The 24,180-nt window shown below is 59.4% G+C and carries 20 protein-coding genes and 1 pseudogene; 6 read left to right on the top strand and 15 right to left on the bottom strand.

Going from position 1 to position 24,180, the window contains the following annotated elements:
- Positions 1-52: 52 nt before the first annotated feature.
- The 3 genes from ispA to ACZ0A4_RS20425 all read right to left on the bottom strand — a co-directional run bounded on the left by ispA (position 53) and on the right by ACZ0A4_RS20425 (position 2,437).
- Positions 53-940, bottom strand: a complete 888-nt coding sequence (ispA, locus tag ACZ0A4_RS20435; protein WP_463576179.1) for a (2E,6E)-farnesyl diphosphate synthase — start codon at positions 938-940, stop codon at positions 53-55.
- A complete protein-coding gene (locus ACZ0A4_RS20430) occupies positions 937-1,179 on the bottom strand; it encodes an exodeoxyribonuclease VII small subunit (RefSeq protein WP_003228627.1) in 243 nt (80 codons plus the stop codon). Before ACZ0A4_RS20430 ends, ispA begins: the two co-directional genes overlap by 4 nt.
- Before the next feature lie 112 nt (positions 1,180-1,291).
- Positions 1,292-2,437 carry a Fic family protein gene (locus ACZ0A4_RS20425; RefSeq protein WP_463576178.1) on the bottom strand — a complete coding sequence of 382 codons (1,146 nt, stop codon included), beginning with the start codon at positions 2,435-2,437 and terminating at the stop codon, positions 1,292-1,294.
- Positions 2,438-2,715: 278 nt separating this feature from the next.
- On the opposite strand from ACZ0A4_RS20425, the gene ACZ0A4_RS20420 reads away from it, so the two are divergent.
- The 6 genes from ACZ0A4_RS20420 to ACZ0A4_RS20395 are packed head-to-tail and all read left to right on the top strand — an operon-like array spanning position 2,716 to position 12,899.
- The gene (locus ACZ0A4_RS20420) at positions 2,716-3,507 is read left to right on the top strand and encodes a YfaP family protein (RefSeq protein WP_463576176.1); all 792 of its coding nucleotides are present in this window, start codon (positions 2,716-2,718) and stop codon (positions 3,505-3,507) included.
- 36 nt (positions 3,508-3,543) lie between these two features.
- Entirely contained in the window at positions 3,544-5,256 is a 1,713-nt protein-coding gene (locus ACZ0A4_RS20415; protein ID WP_463576175.1) for a DUF2138 domain-containing protein, read from the top strand.
- The gene (locus tag ACZ0A4_RS20410) at positions 5,241-5,891 is read left to right on the top strand and encodes a DUF1175 domain-containing protein (RefSeq protein ID WP_129395691.1); all 651 of its coding nucleotides are present in this window, start codon (positions 5,241-5,243) and stop codon (positions 5,889-5,891) included. The genes ACZ0A4_RS20415 and ACZ0A4_RS20410 overlap by 16 nt, the downstream gene beginning before the upstream one ends.
- Positions 5,888-10,462 (top strand): alpha-2-macroglobulin family protein, encoded by a 4,575-nt coding sequence (locus tag ACZ0A4_RS20405; protein WP_463576173.1) that lies wholly within the window; start codon positions 5,888-5,890, stop codon positions 10,460-10,462. The genes ACZ0A4_RS20410 and ACZ0A4_RS20405 overlap by 4 nt, the downstream gene beginning before the upstream one ends.
- A 1-nt stretch (position 10,463) precedes the next feature.
- Positions 10,464-12,083, top strand: coding sequence for a DUF2300 domain-containing protein (locus tag ACZ0A4_RS20400; RefSeq protein WP_463576172.1), 1,620 nt, complete (start codon positions 10,464-10,466; stop codon positions 12,081-12,083).
- Between the two features lie 3 nt (positions 12,084-12,086).
- Complete coding sequence (locus ACZ0A4_RS20395) at positions 12,087-12,899, top strand: YfaP family protein (RefSeq protein WP_463576171.1); 813 nt, start codon at positions 12,087-12,089, stop codon at positions 12,897-12,899.
- Between the two features lie 24 nt (positions 12,900-12,923).
- Here ACZ0A4_RS20395 and ACZ0A4_RS20390 read toward each other — a convergent pair whose 3' ends face one another.
- The 12 genes and pseudogenes from ACZ0A4_RS20390 to ACZ0A4_RS20335 form a co-directional block, all read right to left on the bottom strand.
- A complete protein-coding gene (locus tag ACZ0A4_RS20390) occupies positions 12,924-13,358 on the bottom strand; it encodes a hypothetical protein (protein WP_463576170.1) in 435 nt (144 codons plus the stop codon).
- Between the two features lie 61 nt (positions 13,359-13,419).
- Positions 13,420-13,977, bottom strand: a complete 558-nt coding sequence (locus ACZ0A4_RS20385; protein ID WP_463576169.1) for a hypothetical protein — start codon at positions 13,975-13,977, stop codon at positions 13,420-13,422.
- Between the two features lie 127 nt (positions 13,978-14,104).
- The gene (locus ACZ0A4_RS20380; protein WP_463576168.1) at positions 14,105-15,280 is read right to left on the bottom strand and encodes a GGDEF domain-containing protein; all 1,176 of its coding nucleotides are present in this window, start codon (positions 15,278-15,280) and stop codon (positions 14,105-14,107) included.
- Positions 15,281-15,486: 206 nt separating this feature from the next.
- Positions 15,487-16,573, bottom strand: a pseudogene (gene darG / locus ACZ0A4_RS20375) (type II toxin-antitoxin system antitoxin DNA ADP-ribosyl glycohydrolase DarG).
- 65 nt (positions 16,574-16,638) lie between these two features.
- Positions 16,639-17,559, bottom strand: coding sequence for a restriction endonuclease (locus ACZ0A4_RS20370; protein WP_463576166.1), 921 nt, complete (start codon positions 17,557-17,559; stop codon positions 16,639-16,641).
- 505 nt (positions 17,560-18,064) lie between these two features.
- Positions 18,065-18,811, bottom strand: a complete 747-nt coding sequence (locus ACZ0A4_RS20365) for a helix-turn-helix transcriptional regulator (protein ID WP_397483551.1) — start codon at positions 18,809-18,811, stop codon at positions 18,065-18,067.
- Positions 18,812-19,034: 223 nt separating this feature from the next.
- Positions 19,035-19,562, bottom strand: coding sequence for an inorganic diphosphatase (gene ppa, locus ACZ0A4_RS20360; protein ID WP_003205933.1), 528 nt, complete (start codon positions 19,560-19,562; stop codon positions 19,035-19,037).
- A 112-nt stretch (positions 19,563-19,674) separates the two neighbouring features.
- Complete coding sequence (locus tag ACZ0A4_RS20355) at positions 19,675-20,487, bottom strand: M90 family metallopeptidase (protein ID WP_463576164.1); 813 nt, start codon at positions 20,485-20,487, stop codon at positions 19,675-19,677.
- A gap of 4 nt (positions 20,488-20,491) precedes the next feature.
- Positions 20,492-21,142 (bottom strand): DedA family protein, encoded by a 651-nt coding sequence (locus tag ACZ0A4_RS20350; protein WP_007910892.1) that lies wholly within the window; start codon positions 21,140-21,142, stop codon positions 20,492-20,494.
- Positions 21,143-21,371: 229 nt separating this feature from the next.
- A complete protein-coding gene (locus tag ACZ0A4_RS20345) occupies positions 21,372-21,833 on the bottom strand; it encodes a GNAT family N-acetyltransferase (RefSeq protein WP_074691599.1) in 462 nt (153 codons plus the stop codon).
- 115 nt (positions 21,834-21,948) lie between these two features.
- Positions 21,949-22,782 (bottom strand): ethanolamine ammonia-lyase subunit EutC, encoded by an 834-nt coding sequence (gene eutC / locus ACZ0A4_RS20340; RefSeq protein WP_463576162.1) that lies wholly within the window; start codon positions 22,780-22,782, stop codon positions 21,949-21,951.
- Positions 22,779-24,173, bottom strand: coding sequence for an ethanolamine ammonia-lyase subunit EutB (locus ACZ0A4_RS20335; RefSeq protein ID WP_463576161.1), 1,395 nt, complete (start codon positions 24,171-24,173; stop codon positions 22,779-22,781). Before ACZ0A4_RS20335 ends, eutC begins: the two co-directional genes overlap by 4 nt.
- Between the last annotated feature and the right edge of the window lie 7 nt (positions 24,174-24,180).

The following is a 24,180-nucleotide window of genomic DNA, read 5'->3' as shown; positions in this document are numbered from 1 at the left end:
CCTGATGCATCGCCCCCTGCCCACGCGTTGGTCTTTTTTGGCTGATTCGCCGTCAGCTGCGGCGCTCGACGATATACCGGGCCAGCTCGCGCAACGGCTCGGCTGCCGCGTCAAACGGTCGCAGGGCGTGCAGGGCCTGATCGCGCAGTTCCAAAGCATAGGCCTTGGCGGCGTCGAGACCGAGCAGCGCCGGGTAGGTCGGCTTGTCCCGGGCGATGTCGGCGCCCTGGCGTTTACCGAGGGTTTCGGTATCGCTTTCGACGTCGAGGATGTCGTCCTGCACCTGAAAGGCCAGGCCGATGGCCTGTGCATAAGTCTGCAGGGCGCGGAGTTCATCCGGCTCGGCACGGCCGCTGGCCAGGGCGCCGAGTTTGACGCTGACTTCGATCAGCGCGCCGGTCTTGTGCCGGTGCATCTGTTCGAGGGCTTTCTGATCGAGTTTGAGGCCGACCGAACCAAGGTCGATGGCCTGACCGCCAACCATGCCTGCCGGGCCGGCGGCGTTAGCCAGCGCGGTGACCATTTGCAGGCGAATGTCGCTGCTGCAGTCGCTCAGGCGCGGGTCGAGCAGGGCGCTGAAGGCCAGGCTCTGCAAGCCGTCACCAGCAAGAATCGCGCAGGCTTCATCGAATTTCTTGTGAGTGGTCGGCTGGCCGCGACGCAGATCGTCATCGTCCATCGCCGGCAAATCATCGTGAACCAGCGAGTAGGCGTGGATCAGCTCGACCGCGCAGGCCGCGCCGTTGGCCTGTTCAGCTTTGCCACCGAGCGCTTCGCACGCGGCGTAGGCCAGCAGCGGTCGCACGCGTTTGCCGCCGTTCATCACGCTGTAGTGCATGGCTTCGTAAAGACGCGCCAGTTCCGGCAGCGGCGCATTGAACAGGGTTTCCAGCGCTGCGTTGACCCGGGTCTGGCTGCTCGCCGTGTACGCGGCAATCATTCTGGCTGTTCCGCGTCGAAGGGTTCCTCGGCGAGTTCGCCATCACGCTCCAGCAGCACCTGCACCTTCTGCTCGGCTTGCGCCAGCGCTGCCTGGCAGTCACGGGTCAGGCCGATGCCCTGCTCGAAAGCGGTCAGCGAGTCTTCCAGCGACAATTCACCGTTCTCCAGACGCTCGACCAGTGTTTGCAGGTCGGCGAGGGACTGTTCGAAATCCAGTGCAGCTTTTTTGCGGGCCATGGCGGCGATTTCCGGTTGACGTTAAACCGGCGCGACACTAGCAGATAGGGGGGGTATGGGCAAATGAGCGGGGTGGCCCGAAAGGGTAAAAATGACTCTGTGGCGGTTGGGTTTAACGCGCAGCTCTGTCCGGATAACAGATCTGATAGCGTGTACTACGACCGCCCCCCGGCAAGCGTTGCAGGCAACCTTTCTCCAGCAACTCTGCAAGATGTCGGGTCGCTGTGGCCTTCGACACTTTCGCCACCGCTTGATATTGACCGGCGCTGATACCGTGCTCAAAACCCCGCTCACCGCCGTCGAGCAGGCGGTTAAGCACTTTGACCTGCTCCGCCGAAAGTTCAGATTCGCGGTGTGCCTGCCAGAAGCGCGTCTTGCCCAGCACGCTTTCAATCCGGGTGATGGCTTCTTTCAGACTACGTAGCAACGTTTGCAGGAACCAAGTGAGCCACTCGGTGATATCCAGCGTGGCTTTCTGGCTCGACTCCAGAATCCGATAGTAGCCGGAACGATCATCCAGAATGCTAGCCGACATGGCGTAGAAACGTATGGCTTGCGCTTCGCCCTGTGCCAGCGCCAGATCAGTGATGGTGCGGGTGAGGCGACCGTTGCCATCGTCAAACGGATGCAAAGTGACAAACCAGAAATGGGCGATGCCCGCACGAAGCATCGGGTCCAGTGCTGTCTGATGCTGGCTTGCCTCGAACCATTGGAGAAACTGGTCGAACTGCAGTTCAAGACCTTGGCGTGGTGGGGCTTCGAAATGAACGGTCGGGCGATCAATGCGACCCGATACCACCTGCATTGGCTCATCACCGCGCAGCGCACCCACATGCATTGAGCGCGCCGTAAGGTCAGCTTCTTGAGCGGGAAACAGCCACTGGTGCCATTCCAGCAAGCGTTCCAGCGTCAACGGTTCGGCAAATCGCCGGGTGGCATCAAGCATGAGCTGCGCCAGACCTTCACTGCGTTGACTGACTTTATCGCCGTCGATCAACTCCAGGCCCAAACGTCGCGCCAAGGACGACCGTACGGAGCCAACATTCAGTTGTTCACCTTCGATGGCCGAAGACGTAACGATATTCTGCAAAAGGGCATCCAGTTCGGTCTGAACCCCCAAAGCGTCGCCTACTGAACCGGCCATACCCATCAACTGACCTTGTGCCTGAACACACTCGCGCAACAACGGTGTCAGGCGTTCTGCCTGCCAGTTGAAGTCGGGCCAGTCGGGCTGTTGCCAGATCCAGTGAGCTGCCATTTATTACCTGCCTTGAGTCCGTGAGCCGAATAGGAAAGCTATTCGGCTCATTTTGTGAGCCGAATATGACGCCTATTCGGCTCACCGTCCACCGGGTTGGCCTGACTCCTACAGCAATAGCACATGTATCCGATTGTTAAAAAACTGCCAAATGGCTAATCTTCGCGCCTTCTACGACCTGATAGTTACGGGTCCTTCAGACGAAACGCAGTTTTCACCGCTGTGAAGTACCGAGGATCGGGTGCAAGGTTTCGTTCAGGCATGGCAGGAGGCATTACATGCGTTCATTTCTTTTGCTGCTGATCGGGTTGGCCTGCGCGCCTGGGCTGCTGGCCGCGCCGAGTGCCGAGTTGTCGGAACCGGTGGGCGGCTGGCGCTATCACGGCCTGCTCGATCGCACGGAAAACCCGCAAGTCGCCTACCCGACGCCGCCAATCGATCGCGGTATCCAGCGTAATCGCACGATGATCCAGGGCCAGCTCAAGGCCATCGGGCACATGCGTCCGCCGCACAGCCTGGCGGTGAATGGCAATCCCCTGAATCTGTACACCGACGACCAAGGCCGTTTCGCCCGGCCGTACGCGTTCGGCGCCGGCTCCAACAGCGTCGAAGTGATCAGTGCCGAGGGCCAGTCGCTCAAGCGGGTGCAATTTTATGAAGCAAACAACTTGCGCACGCCGGCGCGGATTCGTCTTGTCTTGGGATGGGATGACCCGAAGGCCGAGCTCGATCTGCACATTGTCACGCCCGATGGTCAGCATGCCTTCTGGGCGCAGCCGGCGCTGAGCAACGGCGGCGGTCTCGACCCGGATGGCGTCGATGGACCCGGCCCGGAGATGTTCACCATGACTGCGCCCCTGCACGGCACCTATCTGGTTTACGTCAACTATTGGGGCAACTTCGGCAACGGCGGCTATAACTTCGAGGAGACCAGCAACCAGAACGAGGTGATCACCTCGCAGATCACGCTGGTGCTCAACGAAAACACCGTCGACGAAAAACGCGAAACGTTCATCGTGCCCCTGCGGGCGATCGGTGATCTGCTGCTGGTCAAGACTTTCAACTATTAAGCATCCCGCCACGGATGAAATCGGGTTTTGTTAACGATGAGTGATAACACTGTGACTCCAGTTGCCGCTACGCCAGCGACTTCACCTTCCCGGAAATGGCCGCTGCTGCTGGCCGGGCTGTGCCTGGTGGCCGGGGTGGCAGGCGGTCTTGGCTGGTTTTTGCACAAGCCCAAAGCGCCGCCGGCGGAACTGGCGAGTGACAAGCTCGGCTTGAGCCGCCCTGACGCGTTGCTGGAAACCCGCTCGCTGAGCCAGTTGCCCAAGGACTTGCTGACCGTGCCGTTCCTCAAGGCCACGCTCACCGAAGATTTTGTCTTCTATTACGAGACCCATGCGGATCGCCTCGGCTTGATCGGCAGTCTGCGCCGGATCATCTACGAGCATGATCTGAAGTTGCAGGACAGCCTGATCGAACAGCTTTTCGATCAGCCGGCCGATGTTGCTTTGTGGCGCGGGGCGGATGGTCGCTTGAAGGATTTCCTGTTGGTGATGGATCGCGGTGGGCTGGCGAAACTGCTCGAGCCATTAGCGAAAGTCGCGCTGGATGACACGCAGCTCAGCCAAATGGGCGAACTCAAAGTCGGCGGCGATACTGTGCCGCTGTACCAACTGACCTATAACGCCAGCAAAGCCCTGTTGTTCGCCTCCCACGGCGACAAACTGGTGGTGCTGTCCAACCCCGCCAAGTACTACGACCCGGAAAGCGGCGTGTCTGAAGAGTCCGGTCACGTCTCGCCGCAAGCGCTGGCTGCGCTGCTCAATGGCGAAAAACTCTTTCCTGAGGCGTTCGGTCTGCCGGCGAAAACCGCGGAAACCAAGCAGCGTCTGTCGGTCAATTCCAGTGTTCTGGCCATGGGTTATCAGCGCTTTATCCCGAACTTCGCCGGGCTGCGTTTCGACATGGACGGCAGGGGTTGGCACAGCTATCTGGCCATGGACGAGCTGGAGAACCAGCCCGACTTCGATTTCAAACCGGTCTGGCAAGCCATGCCGCTCGGTGCCAGCGCCTGCGTAACCTTGCCGGTCGCTGCCGAACCGCAAAAGCCATTGCTGGTAAAACTCGGCGCCGAAGAAGCCGTGGCGCAAACCCTCACCGAACACGTGGCCGGCGCGGCGGGTCTGTGCTGGTACGCCGATTCGCGTTTGTACACGCCGTTGCTGGTGGCCAGCCTGAAAGACGAGGACAGCAGCAAGCTCGACGGTGATCTTGGCAAACTGTTCGGTTCGATGGTCGGCGCGTTCGAAGCCAACGTCGATGAAAACGTTTTCCCCGTAGTAGAGAAGCAAGAAGGCCAGAACCACGTCTGGCAGCGTCAGGTCAGCTCCAATTTCGGCCCGTACGCGGCGAAGACGGCGGAAAACCCGGACGCGATTTCCGGCAAGGCTTTCATGAAAGTCAGCCTCGCCCGTCACGGTTCGACGCTGCTGTTTTCCCTCGACGACAAACTCGTCGACAAAGCCATCGGCACTCTCGACAAACGCTTCCCGCCGATGGCCGACGTGCTGCCCAAAGATGTGCTGATGCCGATCTATTTCGGTCCGGATTCGATGGCGCAACTGATGCAGCAGGAAACCCTCGACAGTCTGCCGCAAGACATGGAACCGGTGTTTTACAACGCCGCGCAAACCTACCTGATCCCGAAACTGCGCACCTTCGGTGGCTATGGCAAATATGCCCTGACCTTGCCCGAAGGCAGCGAGCCTGACGGTCACTGGCAGTGGCTACCGCTGGAATGGAAAGCGCTGTGACGGCACTGATCCGCAGCCTCGGCCTGCTTGCGCTGTTGCTCAGTGCGGGCGCTCGCGCCGTTGAAGCGCCAGCGCTGGATCCGGCGCAATCCCAGGTGTTTCGCGCCTGGTTCGTGCGTATCGCTCAAGAGCAGCTGAGCCAAGGCCCGAGTCCGCGCTGGTATCAGCAGGACTGTGCCGGGCTGGTGCGCTTTGCCGCCAACGAAGCGCTGAAAGTCCACGACGACAAATGGCTGCGCAGCAATGGCCTGTCCAATCGTTATCTGCCACCGGAGCTGTCGCTCAGCGATGATCAGCGCAAGCTTGCCCAGCAATGGCAGCAGGGCGGCGGCAAGGTCGGGCCGTATGTCAACGCGATCAAACTGATTCAGTTCAACAGCCATCTGGTCAGCCGTGACGTTTCGCAGGCGCGGCCCGGTGACTTGATGTTTTTCGATCAGGGCGACGACCAGCACCTGATGATCTGGATGGGCCGCTACATCGCCTATCACACCGGCACCACCACCCCGACTGACAACGGCATGCGATCGGCAAGCCTGCAGCAACTCATGACATGGAAGGACACCCGATGGATACCCGACGCAGCCAACCCCAACTTCATCGGCGTCTATCGACTGAACTTTCTCTCCCAATGACCGGTGCCCGCATGTTGCGACTCTGCTCCCGAATTCCTTTGCTGCTGGCACTGTTGCTGCCAATGGCCACCGTCAGCGCCGAAGATTCGGTCGAGCCGAGCGGCTATACGCCGGTGTCCGGTGAAAGCTTCTTCCTGCTCGCCGACAGTAGTTTCGCGGCGGACGAGCAGGCGATGGTGCGCCTCGAAGCACCGGGCCGTGATTATCGTCGATTCCGCATGGAACCGTATGGCGGCGCCGACATTCGCGTGTACCGCATCGACAAGCCGCTGGACTTCCTCAAGCGCCAGAAGAACCTGCACCGTGTGGTCAGTGATGGCCAGTTCAAGGGTGAAGGCTTGTCCAACACCCTCGCGTACCTGTGGGACAACTGGTACCGCAAATCCCGTCGGGTAATGCAGCGCGCGTTCTCCTATGAATCGCGCAAACAGGTCACCGAGGAAGTGCCGGAACTGAAGATGGGCAACGCCATCGCCGCGCCTACTCCGTACGACGCGCAGCCGCAATTCGCGCTGATCCCGGGTCTGCCGGTAGTCAGTCAGTTCCGTTATCCGTTGTGGCAGGCCAAGCCGATCGAGCCTCCGGCCGGGGTCAATCTGGCCGGGTCTTCCAGCGATTTCGTCAGCGTTGCGCCGGGCAACGTCTATATCCCGTTGGGCAAGCTGAAGCCGGGCCTGTATCTGGTCGAAGCGCTGATCGGCAAGTACCGCGCGACCACCATGGTCTTCGTTTCCAACACCGTGGCGGTGAGCAAGATTGCCGGCGATGAATTGCTGGTCTGGGCCGCACGCAAACACGAAGGCAGTTCGGTACCGAAGGTCAATGTGCTGTGGACTGACGGCCTCGGCGTGATGAGCAGCGGCGCGACTGATGCCGACGGTTTGCTGCGCCTGAAACACGTCAGTCCTGAACGTTCGTTCGTGATCGGCGAGGATGAAGAGGGCGGCGTCTTTGTTTCTGAAAACTTCTATTACGACAGCGAAATCTATGACACCAAACTGTATGCCTTCACCGACCGGCCGCTGTATCGCCCGGGCGATTGGGTGTCGCTGAAAATCGTCGGCCGCGAGTTCAAGAATGCGCGGGATTCGGTGTTGCCGGGCGCGGCAGATGTCACGGTCAGCGTGCTCGATGCCACCGGCACCGAGTTGCAGCACCTCGATTTGAAACTCGATTCGAAGGCCGGTACTCAGGGCCGTTTCCAGTTGCCGGACAACGCGGTGGCGGGCGGCTACGAGATTCGTTTCAACTACAAGGATCAGGCCTACAGCAGCGCCTTCCGCGTGGCGGAGTACATCAAGCCGCACTTCGAAATCTCACTGAATCTGGCCAAGCAGGATTACCGCACCGGCGAACCGGTCAAAGGCAGTCTGGTGTTGCTCTACCCGGACGGCAAACCGGTGGCCAACGCCAAGCTGACCCTGAGCCTGCGTGCCCAGCAACTGTCGATGGTCGACAACGAACTGCAATACCTCGGGCAATTCCCGGTGGAACTGACCAGCACCGAGCTGACCACCGACAGCAAAGGCAACGCGAGCCTCGACCTGCCGGCCGCCGACAAACCGAGCCGCTACATGCTCACCGTGTTCGCCAGCGATGGCGCGGCCTATCGGGTCAAGACCACCAAGGAAATTCTCATCGACCGTGGCGCGGCGAGCTTCCGCTTGACCGCTGCGCAACGCTTCAGCGCAGTCGGCGACAAAGTCGCGTTCCGTTACGCCAACGAGGGCGGCACCGAACAAAGCAAAGCGGTGACGCCGAGCACGTATGGCTGGGTGCGCCTGGAAGACCAGAGCACCGGCGAAGGCAAACTCGCGGGAACGGACAAGGGCTTCAGTCTGGCGTTTGAGCGTCCGGGCACTTACAACCTGACCTTGAAAGATCAACACGGTCGCGTGCTCGGTGCCACCGGGCATTCGGTCACCGGCGACGGCGTCAAAGCGGTGCCGGGCACCGTGGAAATCGTCCTCGACAAGCCTGAGTACAAGGCCGGCGATGAAGCGCTGGCGCTGATCACGTTCCCGGAACCGGTCAGTGATGCATTGCTGTCGCTGGAGCGTGACAAGGTCGAAGCCACCGCGCTGCTGGCCAAGGGCGGCGACTGGCTGAAACTGGAAAAACTCAGCGACACCCAATACCGCGCGCGTATTCCGGTGAAAGACAACTTCGCACCGAACCTGACCTTCTCCGTGCTGTACACCAAGGGCGGGCAGTACAGCTTCCAGAACGCCGGGATCAAGGTTGTCGCGCCGCAAATCGACGTAGCGATCAGCACCGACAAAGCGGTGTATCTGCCGGGCGACACGGTTACGGTTGACCTGACCACGCAGTTCGCCGGCAAAGCGGTTCCGGCGCATCTGACCGTCAGCGTTGTCGACGAAATGGTCTACGCGCTGCAACCGGAAGTCGCGCCGACCATCGACCAGTTCTTCTATCACCCGCGCCGCAACAACGTGCGCACCAGTGCCAGCCTGTCGTTCATCAGTTACGACGTCGCGTTGCCTGGCAGCCCCGGCGCACCGGGCAAAGCCAACCGCAGCGAGCGTGGGGTGAAAGTGCTGGAGCGTCCGCGTCGTGAAGACGTCGATACCGCCGCGTGGCAGCCGGAGTTGTTGACCGGTGCCGACGGCAAAACCCGTTTCACCTTCAAGATGCCGGACTCGCTGACCCGCTGGCGCATCACCGCCCGCGCGATCGCCGATGACGGTCAGGTCGGGCAGAAGAAGCAATTCGTTCGTTCGGAAAAACCGCTGTACCTGAAGTGGAGCGGCCCGAGCAAATTCCGTAAGGGCGATCAGCCGCAACTCGGCGTATTCGCGTTCAGTCAGGCCGAGAAACCGGTCAAGGCTGAACTGGTCACTCACTACGCGGGTGCCGAGCAACGCCTGCCGGTAACCCTCAACAACGGCATCAACTACCTGCCGCTGCCGGCGTTCTCCCTGGCTTTCGGCGAGTGGACGGCGGAGTTGGTGCAGGACGGCAAAACCGCCGACTCCCTCGCCGTGCGCCTGAGTGCGACCGGTGACGGCTGGCAAGTGACGCAGACGCAAAGCCTCGATGTCGCCAGCGGTGACACGCCGTTGAGTCTGCCGGCCGACGCCAGCGATATTCGCCTGCGTCTGGATGACAGTCCGCAAGCGTTGTTCCGCTCGGCACTCGATGATCTGCTCAGCTATCCGTACGGCGGCGTCGAGCAGACTGCCAGCCGTTTGCTGCCACTGAGCATTGCCTATCCATCGCTGGCGTCGAATCCGCAGATCCGCGATCGCTTGCGCCTGATCATGCAGAACAGCCGTCTGCGTCTGGTGCAAATGGCCGGGCCGTCGGCGAGCTTCACCTGGTGGGGCTACGACGGTGAACCGGATGCGTTTCTCACCGCTTACGCCTATTACGCCGACTTTAACGCCAGTCAAGTGCTGGAGCTGACCTTGCCGCCGGAGCACTGGCAGCGGGTGCTGGAGGTGTACGCCAAGCAAGCGCCGAACACACCGTTGCTGCAGCGGGCGCTGATTCTGTCGTTCGCCAAGCAGATGCATTTGCCGGTGAGCACGCTGCTCAGCGGTTTGATGGATGATCTGGCCAAGGCCGGTGAAGGCAATGCTGAAACCATGCTCGACGATGGTGAGGACAGTCTGGTGATGAGTGATCCGGATTCGGCGCTCAGTCTTGCGGCGGCGCGGGTGTTGACCGCCGCGCTGGCCACGCAGTCGAAAGTGACCTTGCCAGATGCATTCAATCGTCAGGTGGGCGCTGCGCAACAGCGTCTGTCCGTCAGCTCGCAGCCGTTTGCCGAAGCGCTGAATCTATCGCTGCAGGCGTTCGATCAGGCGCGTTCGCAAGCGCTGCTGCAACGTCTGCTGCCGCAACAATCGACTCTGGAGCGTGCGCTGGCGCTGACCTGGTTGCAACGCAGCATCGCCCAGGCTTCGCCGACCATCGCGCTGACACCGGGTGAAGGCTGGAAGAAAAACTACGGTGCAACCGGTGAGATGTACTGGACTTGGCAGGGTGCGACACCAGTACCGAGCGTGCTGACAGTATCCGGCACGCAAGAGCGTCCATTGCGCGCGGCGTTGAGCTTCCAGACCCAGCAGCCGGCGGCCGATCCGATGGCCGTGACCATCACCCGTCGCCTGTCGCGGCTGGTGCCGGGCGACGAAGCGTTCACTTTCAAACTGGAGCCGGTCGGCACCAAGCCGCTGTCCAGCGACAGCCTGTATCTGGACGAAGTGATCCTCTCCAGCAAAACGCCGAAACCGCTGCGCTACGGCATGCTCGAAGTGCCGCTGCCACCGGGCGCCGATGTTGAGCGCACGACGTGGGGCATCAAGTTGCAGGGCAAGGACGGCACCGAGCCGACCGCGCTGGAGAAGGCGCGCTTCGAACCGGGTCAACTGGCGTACGCGGTCCCGGTCGATGCCCTGAGTGGCGAATTGCGTCTGCGCCATCTGGTGCGCTTCTCGCAGAAGGGCCAGTTCAACCTGCCGCCGGTGCGTTTCAAGCAAGTCTACGCGCCGCAGCATCAGGCCCAGGAAGCGAAAGCGGCCCTCGGTCAGGTCACGGTCAACTGACATGAGCCGGCCGCTGCTGTGGCTGCTGATATGTATGTTCCCTGCGCTGGCGACGGCGCAGGATGAGCCGCTGCGCGTGGCCTACAAGGGCGAATTGTTGTCGTTGAGTCGGACACAACTGATCGCCCGTGAAGCGTTGCCGTCATCGCTGGATACGCCACTGGGCAGTCTGTGGAAGTTGTTTGTCTATGCGTGGCTGGTGGACACCGGCGCCCGGGAACCTGCGTATGAATGTCGCGGACAATCGAAGGACGAGGTTTATTGCTGCACGGCGGGCGGCAGGATTGAACGTGATCAGGCGTTGGTGAAATCCTGCGGGTTATATTTCGGGCCTGCGCGGCTGGGTATTGCGACGGCTGATTGGAGAAACTATTGGCAGGCGCGACAAGCGCCGTCGTGGTTGCTCGATCTGCCTTCGGTGCAACCGGCTCAACGGGTTTCCGTGGTTGAACTGCTGAAGGTCCTGGCTTCGTTGCCGGCGCAGGATCAGGCGCGGCGGGTGTTGCTCGACGTTGTGCTGAATGCGGCGGACGGCAATGTCGTTGGTGAATTGGGCGGGCGCTTACGGGTGAAAACCTGGAGCTGGCTCGGCGATCAAGACCCGCAATCGCGACAGGGCGGATTCGCTGGCTGGACGGCTGATGGCTCACCGGTCTGGGCTGGCGGGCGCGGCACCAGTCAGATGGTTTTACGTCATTACGGGCAAGCGCTAGCAACGGTGTTACCTGCGGTTTGGCCGGCAGAGGCGGGGCGTTGTGTTGAGGTCGATCTTTTTTCGCGCTATCCGGTAACCCGGGTTTTGACTGGCGAGCGAGTGGTCACTTCCGGCCCGTTACAAGGCGATTACCGCGTTGAATTCGCCAACGGCAACGCGCTGGATATCCACAGTGACGGCGAACTGTTTTTGCTCAACGACAAACTCGTCGCCAGGCTTGATCGCGAAGAATACGTCGCCCGCGTCCTTGAGCGCGAAGCCAAACCCGAACCTGCCGAAGCGGCCAAGGCGTTGGCCGTGGCGATCCGCACGTATCTGCTGCAAAACGCCACGCGCAACGGCGACTGCCTGAGCATCGACGACAGCAGCAATCGCCAACGTGTCGCGCCGCGCCCGGCCTCGGCCGAATCCCGCAACATCGCCGCATGGACGGCGGATCTGGTGTTGGCCGGCAGCACTGTCACCTATCACTCCGATCAACCCGGCCCGGACAAACTCGCCTGGCAACAAGCCGTCGAGCAAGCCAATGCCGGTCAACGTTACGACGCGATTCTGCTGCACGCTTATCCGCGCGCCAGCCTCAGTCGTTGGGACAACCCGGTTGCTTCCTGCGAAGCGCTGCCCGCCGCGCAAGACTGGCTGCAAAAACAACGTCGCAGCTGGCGCCCGAAGCTGGAAAGTGAAGCCGGCTACAACGAAGTCAGCACCTTCGCCGTGTGCAAACTCGCCTTCGGTCGTCCCTTCGTCGACCGTGAACGCCAACGCATTTACGTACGGGGCGTGCTGACCCTGCAGGATCGCCTCGACCTGACCCACGAATATCTGCACCTGGCCTTTGAAGCACATCCCAACGGCCAGGATGAAACCTACATCGAAGGGCTTGCCCGTCACCTTTTGCTGGAATAGACCATGACACTCCGTTATCCACAGGTCTTGCTGCTGCTCTGCACGTTGACCGCGCTCTCGCCGGCCATCGCTGCCGACGGCGTCAAACTCGACACCCCGGTCGGCGGCTGGCGCAGCGGCGCGCCAGAAGGCGAGGGCGAAAGCTTCCGCCAGACCGTCAACTACCCGGCCTCGTCGGTCAACACCCCGGTCGGCCAGGCCAACACCGCGCGCATCAGCGGAGAGATCAAAGCAGCGCAGAAAGGCAATGAGCCCGGCCGCCTGATCGTCAACGGCGTCAGCATGCCGCTGAAAATCGATGAAAGCGGCCGTTTCGATCGCCCGTTCTCCTTCCCCAGCGGCAGCAACAGTGTCGAAGTGCGCAGTCCCGATGGCCAGCAACGCCACCGCACACAATTCCTCAACACCAGCGGCGGCGCGACCCCGGCGAAACTGCGCGTACTGCTGGCGTGGGACAGTGACGGCACCGACCTCGACCTGCACCTGGTCACCCCCGACGGCGCACACATCTGGTACGGCAACCGCAGCGCCGCTAACGGCGCCGCGCTCGACGTCGACGTCACCACGGGTTACGGCCCGGAAATCTTCGCCATGCCTGCGCCGATCAAGGGCCAGTATCTGGTCTATGTAAATTATTACGGCGGTGGCTATCGCGGGGATGACGAGGGCGGCGATGAGGCGGTGCAGCCGCTGACCACGGCGCAGGTGACGGTGATTACTGAAGAAGGCACGCCGAGCGAGAAAATGGAGACGTTTCTGATCCCGATGCGCGCGGTAGGGGAGCTGACTTTGGTTAAGGCGTTCAGTTATCCCTGAGCCGTTACTTCCTCAGGGACAGCACTAGAGCCCGGGCGGAATGTAACCGGGCACGAATGGAACATTGATGCATTTTCCGTGAATGATTTTTCCGTCCTCGATCCTGAACAGCACAATCTTCTTGGCTTTATTGACGGTGGCTTCCAGTTTGCAATCAGAGCTATGCCCGACGGTCTCGTAGTACTCGGTATAAACCATGCCGTTGCCGGTGTGATTCATGGAAGTACCGGCCGCTTCGGTGGTGGTCCAACTTGAGGACTTGAACCAGGTAAGGACGGCCAGATTTTCACCGTTGGTACCGGTTTGTTTTTTCATTGAGTCGGGTTTGCCGAACAGATCGAGTGCTTCCTGAACATCCCGTCCTTCCCAGCGCGACTGCGCAACAAGGTGGCAGCCATTCACCAACAAAGTTGTGGCTGTCATCAGCAGCGCCAGTAACGTCTTGGTCCATTGATTCATCATGACTCCCGATGTCATGTGCGATACGAATAGCGCGCTGCAGCGTTAAGCCGTCAGGCTGTTACTTGTTGCCCAGTATCGAGTCGAGGTTGTCCATCATTTGGCCTTTCTCTTGAATTGGTGCCAGTTTGAAGAACATTTGCTGCATGCCCTGAATCATCTGCAAATGCTCCATCTTGCCCACGGCAATCATGTCTTTTTTCTCCGCAGAGCAAACAAAAGCAAAGGCGCGCTGCACCCAGAACTCCTTCGGCTGCTGCCATTGTTCGTTCACTTTCAGGTGGCGCAGCATGTAGGCAATTCGATCCACCGACTGGCCATTAACAAACCGCACCTTGCCAGTCTTGCATTGAACTTCCAGGTTATAGGCATCGATCATCGGCTTGCCCGGCTCTTCATACACCAGCGTCACCGCCAGCATCTGAGCACCCTTGGTGCGTGTCGACGGCACTACTGAAGTTTTGTCGGCCACATACATGATGTTTTTGTGCGGGACGCCGTTGCCGTAAATGATCCACCAGTCGCCGACGGGGTTCGGTTCTTCTGCTGACACTGAAGTAGCCGTCAAGAGTGCAGTCAGTAGAGCGAGGGATTTACTCAGTTTGAAAAACGGTGACATGGTGCTGCTCCATTCCTTGGCGCTTTTGTAATGTACAAAAACAGAACGGAAATTTAGTGGCGGGTGCAGGCCGGGGCAATTAGGGCGGATGTGCTAATGGCTTATTGAAATGGCCGGTTGTCGGGCATTAATTGTCGGAAAGACTCAAGTACAAAGAACGCAGTGTCTGTACGCGGTTGCGCCCCTGATCCTTGGCGCCGTACAGCGCCTGATCAGCTTCCGAGAGCAGGCGTGACAGGTCATGACCGGATTCGCGGGTGGTCACCACGCCGATGCTGACACTGAGCAATCCAGGCTCAAGAATCGACAATTGCGAGAATGAACGACGGATCCGTTCGGCAATTTCCAGTGCCGTCTCCTCATCGCATTCGTAGAGCAGGCAAGCAAACTCCTCACCGCCGATCCGCCCGCAAACATCTTCCTTGCGCAGGCTCTCGACCATGATCCGGCCGAACGCAATCAACGCCTGATCCCCGACGGGATGGCCATAGGTGTCATTCAGGCGCTTGAAATTATCCAGATCACAAAGCAACAACGCCGCCGGTTCCCCGTGTTGCTGACTTTCGGCAAGCAGTTGTCCGGCGTTCATCATGAATGCGCGACGATTGCCAATGCCCGTCAGCGGATCGCTGAACGCCGCCGCTTTGAGCTTGAGCTCTGCACGCTCCTTGACCATCGCCAGCGTGATGTAGGCGATGCCGATGACATACAGCATCGACTCGAACAGCATGAACGAGAAAAACGGCACGCCCTCGCCACTGCCCAGTAACGCTTTTGTCACCGGCAGCCCTTCATCGGTCGCACTGCGAACGGCGTAGAACACCGTGTGCAAAACGGTCAGCACCAGCGCCGGCATAAACGCGACGTCCAGAGTGTGGCGGCTGCGCCAGAGCTCCAGCGTTGTCAGCACGCCGTAACCGAATGCCAGCAAGGAGTAGATCAGAACCCGATTGGGCATCGACTCGTAGAAGGCGGGAATCAGGCACAAGGTCAGCCAGGCGAACGCCCCTGCCAGAATGCCGGACACTGAAGGCTTGCGCCCGACCAGCGTACGCATGGCCGTCCAGTTCATCGCTGCACTGAGCAATAGAACAACATTGCCGAACACAATGGGAATGAAGTCGACCCCTCGATCACGCCAACTGACCAATACCACGCCCAAGGCGCCAAGCAGCATCATGCTGCCGAGGTACGCCAGTGGCGGCTCGCGGGTTTCGCGATACCAGGCGTGCAGCGTCAAAAGTCCCATCAAAAAGAAGACGAAGACTGAAACGACCAGCAGGGTCGGGATATGCAGGGCCATTCCATGGATTCCCGTGAGGCTCAATACCGGAATCCGGCCGGGGTCGGGGATGCGGGTAAAAACAGAGGGGCGGTTACAAGGCGGGATTTAGCACTGTGGGGATTGGGTTTTGCAAGTGTTGGCGCATTGGCCTGAGGATTGCCTAAGCCATTGCGACAGGCAGCGGGGCAATTGTGCAGCAGCAATTGCCCTGTTTCGCTCCGGCGTCAGGCCGCTATGTTTGGACTGAAACTGCTGGAAGTAAGGCGCTCAATTGCGATCCCCAGAGCTTGATCGTCAAATAGCTTGTTTTTTCGCACTGCAGCGCTGGAACCACCATCCCACTTCAGCAGCGCTTCGCGTAAAGCTGGAACGGTTGGCGCAACGCCGTCCTGAATCAGCAACCAGTCGACAGTCGCGAGCAACTCCATGCCAAAAGGTGATTCAAAGCCATCAATCAACTCAGCCGTGCGTTCTAACGCTTGGGAGTATTCCTTGGCTTCAGTCTTAAGGTAGGTCTGCAAAAAGGCTTTGCGATCCTGGTCAAACCAAATCACATCGGTGATTCCCGCATCACTGATGCGCTTATCGCAATGCAGATAGCTGCCATCCAGATTGTTGAGCAGATGTTCCAATCGATTAGCGTACGGTCCGAATTTATGGGCGACGAATTTAAGATTCAGCGGGTTCTCAGTACTAGGAAGTTTTTCAATTGCACGCTCAAGAAACCACGCCAGTTTCTGAATCTCGAGCAGGCTGCATTCCATCCCCAGAACCCAATAACGTCGTACCAGCTCTGCAATCAGCGCCCGTGCCGGAGTGAGTTGCTCAACTCCGTTGCGTTTAGCGACATTCAGATACTGATTGGAGGGTTCGAACACCAATACATCCACGTCCAGATCGTCCAGTACCTCAACAATTTGCTCACGCACTTCAGGCCACTTCAGCCCACCGTTACCAGCACCTAGCGGCGGGACAGCGACAGACTTCACATCGTTTTCTATCAAGAAACGACGCAGATCATGCAAACCCTCGGTAATCCACGCCATTTGCGACGGAGAGCGCCAATGACGTTTGGTAGGGAAGTTCACGATCCAGCGCGGGCCATCGAGTTCATTGGTGGCCGTCACGTGCATTTTGCCGGTTTCTACTTCACCGGCCTTGCACGCTGCTGCATACAGGTGGTAATTCTGCGCAAAGCGTTCTTTGAACATCAAGGCGATGCCTTTACCCATCACACACCACGGTGTTCACCGTGTTGACGAGGGCTTCGTTTTTGGCTTCCAGCAGGTTGCCTTGGGTGAATCTGATCATTGGAAATACCATTTGGGGCGCGCATGGACTGGAGGAGCAAAAGCCAGTTCAGATAGCGTCAAGGTTTATTCCTCATCAAAATAATCGCGATCCAGCGTCGGCAACCGCAACAAGCGCGATGTCACGCCAACCTCATGATCCATCATCAGATGCACCAGTCGCGTTCCGTCTACCAACACAATGCCATCCACCGATTTAGCGAAGTCAACAGCGTGTGCGGTAAAGCCAGACGTGGTGATGAATACGCCGCGCTTAGCTTTTTGCCCGGCGAGTGCTCCGTAGAACGCCTGCAGTTCAGGCCGGCCAACCGTGTTTTGCCAGCGTTTGGCCTGAACATAAACCTTCTCCAGCCCCAATTTATCAAGCGAGATAATGCCGTCGATACCGGCATCACCGGAACCGCCGACACGTTGCAGATCATTACGACTGGCGCCGTAACCCAGGCGATGAAGCACATCCAGCACGATCACTTCGAAGCGGTTGGGGCTGACTTGCAGCAAGTTATCCAAAAGGTCGGCCGCCGTGGCATCGCGCAATTCCTTAAGCGCTCGCTCCAGTCGGTCGTCGGGGCTTTCGGTGGCAGAGGCTAGATCTGGCTCCACATTCGGTTGGTCATCCAGTGGCTCAGCGTCAGGCGCGACCTTCAGCTTCACATTCATGTAGCCGATTGCCAAATGCTCCACGTCCTTGGCTGACAGTGGAAATGCATGCTCCTTGGCGTACTGCGCGCCTGCATCGGTCAATTTCCAATACCCGCGTTTGGCACAGCTGGAAAGACCGGCACGTTTGAGTCGATCGTGCGCCCAACCTGAACGGTTTTTGTAGGTAGCCTGACCACTGGCGATCAATTCTTCGCGCTGTGCTTCGGTCAGTTGCAGTGTTTTTGCTGCCGCTTCGTGAGCGTCCCGAGCAATCGCACCCTCGGGTTTTGTGGCGAGAAAACGAAGGATCGGTTCGATGAACTGATCGTAGGTTGGAACGGACATAGGCGCATCCCTGTGCTGAAGGTTTTTTAACTAACCGGCGGGCGAGTATAAATTAACGCTCGCTGAGGATGCCTTGGAGAGTAAGCGCTGTTTGCGTGAAAACGTAAGTCGCTATGTCTCGGTTCACAAATATGTCGAATATCAGGCTGGTTCACTTTTTCACAGGCATTAAAAAGCCGGCTTGTGGCCGGCTTCTCGGGGACTGGCTTGGCCTATTTTTGGTAAGCCTTGCCAGCCTTCAAAACGTACATCCGGATCTGCGTCCGGCTGTGGGACTTGGCCAGACGTTGGTCTGCCGCGTCGGGCGCTGTCTGAGCCGCGGGGCGGGTCGATGCGCAAATGTGGGGCGCAGGATACTGAGTTTTGATTGGGATTCCCAGCCTGAAGTGCGGGTTAGAGCGACTTCTGCGCCAGAAAACCGGGATTTGTACCAATTGTCCGGGCCTCTTCGCGAGCAGGCTCGCTCCCACAGGGATCGATGTTTGCCGAGAGAACACACTGTTTTCTAGAGAAACGGCACCACAGGCCGCCGCTTGCTCACCGTCGACCACCAGAACACCCAGCCCAATATATGAATCCGTTGCTCCTCGATCTGCGCCGGGCGGAACACTTCGTCCGGGTATTCGGCGCTGTTGTGGCTACGCAGGCGCAGGCCGTTGCCGGGCATGCGGTGCAGGTATTTGATGCGCAGCATACCGTCGTGTTCGATGGCGTAGATTTCACCGTCCACCACTTGGGTCAGGCCGCGATCGATGGCGACAACGGAGCCGTCCTCGATGCGCTCGGCCATGCTGTTGCCGATCATGTGTGCGCAGATGGCGTCGGCGGGGCGGATCTCCAGTTGATCAACGTGTGCCCGCAGCAGGCGGATGGAGAGTTCCGGATCCTGGATAACGTGGGTTTTGTCGGAGCCGTTGGTCTGTGGTGTTTCTTTGAAGAAGGCCAGTTCGATGTCGTTGGGATGGATGAATCGGTAGGCGCCCTGTGGGTCGTGGGCGTCAAAGCTGTCGCCGTTGCTGGCAGGTGGAGTCAGGCTCGGCAGCTCTTTTATGCCTTGGCCGGTTTTCAGCCATTCGCTGTTGACGGACAGCAGGCGTGAGACTTCTTCCATGCGATACGCCGGGACGCCCCGGGTGTACCAGTTGTGGACATTTTGGGCTTCCGTGCCCCAGAACTTTGCGAAACCCGTCGTCGAGATGTTCGCAGCTTCCAGGAGTGCCTTGAATCTTGGACCGCTAGTGTTCTTTCTCATAAACACGGAGTCTACGGCCGTGCCAGAGCGGTTTGAATAAACCGGACGTTCAAAAACGGGCTGAATTTTGCGACGGGATGTAAGGCGTTCTTGTGGGAAATTACACAGGCTAAAACTTTTCTGTAGTCCGTGATAAACACTCTGTTTAAGACAGCTTTTCCCGAGCACAAAAAACCCCGGATCAACCGGGGTTTTCTTCAAGCATCACGCGTAGCGCAGTTGCTTAGCCTTTGTAGGCGGCAACCGACTTGGTGATCGCTTCGCGGGCGGCGTCAGCACCGGCCCAGCCTTCGATCTTGACCCATTTGCCTTTTTCGAGATCTTTGTAGTTCGCGAAGAAGTGCTCGATCTGCTGGATCAGCAGTGGCGGCAGGTCGGTGTATTCCTTCACATCGACGTACAGCTGGGACAGCTTGTCGTGTGGCACTGCGATGACTTTGGCATCGCCGCCGCCGTCGTCGGTCATGTTCAGGATGCCGACTGGACGCGCGCGGATTACCGAGCCTGGAGCAACCGGGTAAGGGGTCACAACCAGCACGTCGAGGGGATCACCGTCGTCAGCCAGGGTGTTCGGGATGTAACCGTAGTTGGCCGGGTAGAACATTGGGGTGGCCATGAAACGGTCAACGAACAGGCAATCGCTGTCTTTGTCGATTTCGTATTTGATCGGCGCGTGGTTGGCCGGGATCTCGATCGCGACGTAGATGTCGTTCGGCAGGTCTTTGCCAGCCGGAATCTTGCTGTAGCTCATTGGGCGTTGCCCCCGTAGTTGACCAAAAACACTTGGCCGGATTGACCAAAAAGTGGCGGCGATTATAGGCATATTCTGCCGTGGGCGCCATGTACCGAAAGTCGTGCAGCGCTCAGTCGTGTGGCTGATAGACCGGGTCTGTGGCCTGAAGTTGCCGCAACCTGCCCAACGGATCCTGGCGGTAGAAAAGCTGTAGCTGCGCATACACCTGTGGATAAGCCTCGTGCAGCAGATCCGGGGCGCTGAAGAAGTACTCGCTGGTGACGGCGAAGAACTCGGCCGGGCTCTCGGCGGCGTAGGGGTCGATGGCAGTTTCGGCGTCAGGATTATGATCGAGCTGGCGGTTGAGGTCGTCGTAGGCGTGTTGCATCACCTCGGCCCAGTCGCTGACACGCATGTCGGCATGCAGCGGCGGCAGGCCGTTGGCGTCACCGTTGAGCATGTCGAGCTTATGCGCCAGTTCGTGAATGACCAGGTTGTAGCCTTCCCAGCCGCCACTGGCCATGACGCCCGGCCAGGCGAGGATGATCGGCCCCTGTTGCCAGGCTTCACCGCTGTGTTCGCCGTCCCACTCATGCTCGACACCGCTGGCGTCACGATGACGTTGCGGGCTGAGAAAGTCGTCAGGGTAGAGCACGATCTCGTGGAAACCCTGATACCAGTTCAGATCATCCAGATTGAGCAGCGGCAATTGCGCTTGGGCGGCGAGCAGCAGTCGTTGTTCCTGATGCAGTTCGACGCCGGGCAGGGCGCTCAGGTGTTTGTCTTCGAGGAACAGTACGCAGGCTTCGCGCAACCACTGGTCTTCGGCAGCGCTGATGCCGTCAAGGAAGCTCAGGTGATGGCGCACCCGTTGCCACATCTCGTCGGCAATCGGGTGCTTCGCCAGAATGCGCCGGCGACGCCAGGCGCTCAGCGACCACATCGGCTTAGTGCGATTGCGCTTTGGTGCCGCCGAAACGGCTGCGAACCACACCGAGGATCATCGGCACCAGCGACAACAGAATGATCGCCACCACTAGCAATGACAGGTTTTTCTTGATGAACGGTACGTTGCCGAAGAAGTAGCCCAGCGTGACCAGACCGCCGACCCAAAGGATGGTGCCCAGCACGCTGAAACCGAAGAAGCGCGGGTATGGCATCTTCGCTACGCCGGCAACGAACGGCGCAAAGGTACGGATGATCGGCAGGAAGCGCGCCAGCGTCACGGTCTTGCCGCCGTGCTTGTCGTAGAAGTCGTGGGTTTTCTGCAGGTAATCGCGACGGAAGATTTTCGAGTTCGGGTTGCTGAACAGTTTCTCGCCAGCCGTTCGTCCGATCACGTAGTTGGTGCTGTCGCCAAGGATCGCCGCGAGCATCAGCAAGCCGCCCAACAGCACCGGGTCCATGCCACCGCCAGCCGCAACGGCACCGGCAATGAACAGCAACGAATCACCCGGCAGGAACGGCATCACCACCAGTCCGGTTTCACAGAAGATCACCAGAAACAGGATGGCGTAGATCCATGGCCCATAGTTGTTCACCAGCAAATCGAGATAGACGTCGAGATGCAGGATAAGGTCGAGCGGGTTGAAATCCATGGGGGCACCTGTTTGACGGCCCGACTCGGCAGGCCTGTGCGGATGACTTCGTGTAAGCCTACAGCGGGGTGTAGTTTTTCTTACAAGCCGGAAAGATCGGGATTATACGGTCTGAAGGATGAAAAGCGCGTTGGTTTTGTAGCGAGGGATGTCGGGGTGTGAACAATTGTCAGGAAGCTTTCGGAGTGCCTGAGGGAGCGGACTCCCTCATCACACGTTGCATTTGCAGTCAGAGCTCTTCGCTGATCGGCAACACGTAGTTCTTGAACTCGGTGTCTTCCTTGAACCCGATGGATTCGTAGGTTTTCTGCGCCACTTCGTTGTCGGCGCTGGTGGATACGCGCATGCGCACGGCCTGGGTTTCCTTGGCCATTTTTTTTGCGGTGCGGATCAGGTTGTCGGCGACCAGTTGGCGGCGGGCATCTTCAGCGACATAGATGTCGTTGAGAATCCACACGCGTTTGAGCGACAGCGAAGAGAAGCTTGGATAGAGCTGACAAAAACCCATCAGCTTCTTGTCGTCATCATCGGCCAGCGCCAGGTAGATCACCGATTCCTTGCGGCGCAGGCGTTTTTCCAGAAAGGCGCGGGAGGAATCCGGGTAAGGCAGTGAACCGTAGAACTCGCGATATTTGACGAACAACGGAGTCAATAAATCCAGATGTTCGAGGGTCGCTTGAATAATCCGCATGATAGGTCTCGTCTTCAAGTGGCTGTCTTCAACTGCTCTGACGGCGATGGGAAACCCGTGCGGCCGTGCATCGATCCTGCCTGAAACCGGCGCAGAAACGCAATGCGGAAACGGTTCAGTTTGTGGGCGGATCGAGCAGGAAATTACCTTTCATGTCTACACCAGCGTCCGATTCCAGCGTCTGAACCTGTGCTTCGTCCTTCAGGTTGACCCCCGACAACTGCCGCCGGCAGGCTTCGCGCATCAGATAAAGCAAGCGGTGCGCCGCCATGCCGTAGCTCAAGCCTTCGAGCCGTACATTGGAAATGCAGTTGCGGTAGGCGTCGGTCAGGCCGATCTTTGGATTGTAGGTGAAATATAAACCGAGGCTGTCTGGTGAGCTGAGGCCTGGGCGTTCGCCGATCAACATCACCAGCATTTTTGCGCCGAGCAGTTGGCCGATCTCATCACCGATGGCAACGCGGCCCTGTTCCACCAGGACAATGGGCGCCATCGACCAGCCGTCAGCGCTCATCTGTTCTTCCAGTCGCGTGAGAAACGGCAAGGTATGCCGATGCACCGCCAGCGCCGACAGGCCGTCAGCCACGACAATTGCCAGATCGATACCGCCCGGATGCGCTGTTGCATAGTCACGCAAGGCTTGCGCCGATTCATCGCTGAGCTTGCGGCCCAGATCCGGGCGTTGCAGATAACTGTTGCGATCCGCAGCGGCGCTGTGCAGCAACAGGCTTTCACGGCCACGCTCAGTCAGTTGCGCGCTGAGCCCAGCGTGATCGAACGGCAAGTGCACGGCATCGCGTGCCTGCGCGTGGGCAAACTGAAAATCCAGTTGCGCGCTGGTCGGCAGGCTGGTGCCAGTGCGGCCAAGGGCGATCCGAGCCGGGGTCAGGCGGCGCAGTTCCAGCCAAGGGTTTTGCGGATCGATGGGCGGTTTTTCCATGTGACTCATCCCAGTTGCGCCAGCGCCTGGCGGAAGGCCGGCGGCAAGTTGTTACCGAAGCGGACCTTGCCGTCCGCTTGGGTGAAGATGCCCATGTTCGCCAGCCACTGCTCGAACTCCGGCGCCGGTTTCAGGCCCAGAGTCTGCCGGGCATAGAGCGCGTCGTGGAATGAAGTGGTCTGGTAGTTGAGCATGATGTCGTCGGAGCCGGGGATGCCCATGATGAAGTTGATTCCGGCGACGCCGAGCAAAGTCAGCAGAGTGTCCATGTCGTCCTGATCGGCTTCGGCGTGGTTGGTGTAGCAGATGTCGCAACCCATCGGCACGCCGAGCAGCTTGCCGCAGAAATGGTCTTCGAGGCCGGCGCGGATGATCTGTTTGCCGTTGTAGAGGTATTCCGGGCCGATAAATCCTACGACTGTGTTCACCAAAAACGGCTTGAAATGCCGTGCTACGGCGTAGGCCCGCGTTTCGCAGGTCTGTTGGTCGACGCCGTGATGGGCATTAGCCGATAACGCGCTGCCCTGACCGGTCTCGAAATACATCAGATTCTGCCCGAGGGTGCCGCGATTCAGGCTCAGGCCGGCATCGTAGCCTTCCTGCAACACGTTCAGATTGATGCCAAAACCGGCATTGGCCGCTTCGGTGCCGGCGATCGACTGGAACACCAGATCCAGCGGCACGCCACGATTGATCGCCTCGATGGAGGTGGTGACGTGGGTCAGTACGCAGGCCTGGGTCGGGATGTCGTAGCGCTGGATGATCGCGTCGAGCATTTCCAGCATCGCGCAGATCGAGGCGATGCTGTCGGTCGCCGGGTTGATGCCGATCATCGCGTCGCCATTACCATAGAGCAGGCCATCGAGAATGCTCGCGGCGATGCCTGACGGTTCGTCGGTCGGGTGATTGGGTTGCAGGCGCGTCGACAGCCGTCCGCGCAGGCCGAGGGTGCCGCGAAACTTCGTCACCACGCGAATCTTTTGCGCCACCAGCACCAGATCCTGCACGCGCATGATCTTCGACACGGCGGCGACCATTTCCGGGGTCAGGCCGGGGGCGAGGTTGCGCAGGCTGGTTTCATCGGCGGCGTCGCTGAGCAGCCAGTCGCGGAAACCGCCCACGGTGAGGTGGCTGACCACGGCAAAGGCTTGTTTGTCGTGGGTGTCGATGATCAGCCGAGTGACTTCGTCGGCCTCATAGGGAATCAGCGCTTCTTGCAGGAAATGCGTCAGCGGAATGTCGGCCAGTGCCATTTGCGCCGCTACGCGCTCGCCATCATTGAGGGCGGCGACGCCGGCGAGGAAATCTCCGGAGCGCGCCGGGCTGGCCTTGGCCATGACGTCCTTGAGGCTGTCGAAGTGATAGGTCTGGGCGCCGACGGAATGGGCGAATGCGGCCATGGGGCGA

The organism is Pseudomonas sp. AC172 (genome assembly GCF_979258595.1).
The sequence above is the reverse complement of the archived record's forward strand: the minus strand, read 5'-3'. Positions and strand labels throughout refer to the sequence as shown.

Excerpts from the sequence above, each read along its gene's own strand:
- ispA (WP_463576179.1), bottom strand. The coding sequence starts at position 940 with ATGATTGCCGCGTACACGGCGAGCAGCCAGACCCGGGTCAACGCAGCG.
- ACZ0A4_RS20430 (WP_003228627.1), bottom strand. The coding sequence starts at position 1,179 with ATGGCCCGCAAAAAAGCTGCACTGGATTTCGAACAGTCCCTCGCCGAC.
- ACZ0A4_RS20425 (WP_463576178.1), bottom strand. The coding sequence starts at position 2,437 with ATGGCAGCTCACTGGATCTGGCAACAGCCCGACTGGCCCGACTTCAAC.
- ACZ0A4_RS20420 (WP_463576176.1), top strand. The coding sequence starts at position 2,716 with ATGCGTTCATTTCTTTTGCTGCTGATCGGGTTGGCCTGCGCGCCTGGG.
- ACZ0A4_RS20415 (WP_463576175.1), top strand. The coding sequence starts at position 3,544 with ATGAGTGATAACACTGTGACTCCAGTTGCCGCTACGCCAGCGACTTCA.
- ACZ0A4_RS20410 (WP_129395691.1), top strand. The coding sequence starts at position 5,241 with ATGGAAAGCGCTGTGACGGCACTGATCCGCAGCCTCGGCCTGCTTGCG.
- ACZ0A4_RS20405 (WP_463576173.1), top strand. The coding sequence starts at position 5,888 with ATGACCGGTGCCCGCATGTTGCGACTCTGCTCCCGAATTCCTTTGCTG.
- ACZ0A4_RS20400 (WP_463576172.1), top strand. The coding sequence starts at position 10,464 with ATGAGCCGGCCGCTGCTGTGGCTGCTGATATGTATGTTCCCTGCGCTG.
- ACZ0A4_RS20395 (WP_463576171.1), top strand. The coding sequence starts at position 12,087 with ATGACACTCCGTTATCCACAGGTCTTGCTGCTGCTCTGCACGTTGACC.
- ACZ0A4_RS20390 (WP_463576170.1), bottom strand. The coding sequence starts at position 13,358 with ATGAATCAATGGACCAAGACGTTACTGGCGCTGCTGATGACAGCCACA.
- ACZ0A4_RS20385 (WP_463576169.1), bottom strand. The coding sequence starts at position 13,977 with ATGTCACCGTTTTTCAAACTGAGTAAATCCCTCGCTCTACTGACTGCA.
- ACZ0A4_RS20380 (WP_463576168.1), bottom strand. The coding sequence starts at position 15,280 with ATGGCCCTGCATATCCCGACCCTGCTGGTCGTTTCAGTCTTCGTCTTC.
- ACZ0A4_RS20370 (WP_463576166.1), bottom strand. The coding sequence starts at position 17,559 with ATGTCCGTTCCAACCTACGATCAGTTCATCGAACCGATCCTTCGTTTT.
- ACZ0A4_RS20365 (WP_397483551.1), bottom strand. The coding sequence starts at position 18,811 with ATGAGAAAGAACACTAGCGGTCCAAGATTCAAGGCACTCCTGGAAGCT.
- ppa (WP_003205933.1), bottom strand. The coding sequence starts at position 19,562 with ATGAGCTACAGCAAGATTCCGGCTGGCAAAGACCTGCCGAACGACATC.
- ACZ0A4_RS20355 (WP_463576164.1), bottom strand. The coding sequence starts at position 20,487 with ATGTGGTCGCTGAGCGCCTGGCGTCGCCGGCGCATTCTGGCGAAGCAC.
- ACZ0A4_RS20350 (WP_007910892.1), bottom strand. The coding sequence starts at position 21,142 with ATGGATTTCAACCCGCTCGACCTTATCCTGCATCTCGACGTCTATCTC.
- ACZ0A4_RS20345 (WP_074691599.1), bottom strand. The coding sequence starts at position 21,833 with ATGCGGATTATTCAAGCGACCCTCGAACATCTGGATTTATTGACTCCG.
- eutC (WP_463576162.1), bottom strand. The coding sequence starts at position 22,782 with ATGAGTCACATGGAAAAACCGCCCATCGATCCGCAAAACCCTTGGCTG.
- ACZ0A4_RS20335 (WP_463576161.1), bottom strand. The coding sequence starts at position 24,173 with ATGGCCGCATTCGCCCATTCCGTCGGCGCCCAGACCTATCACTTCGAC.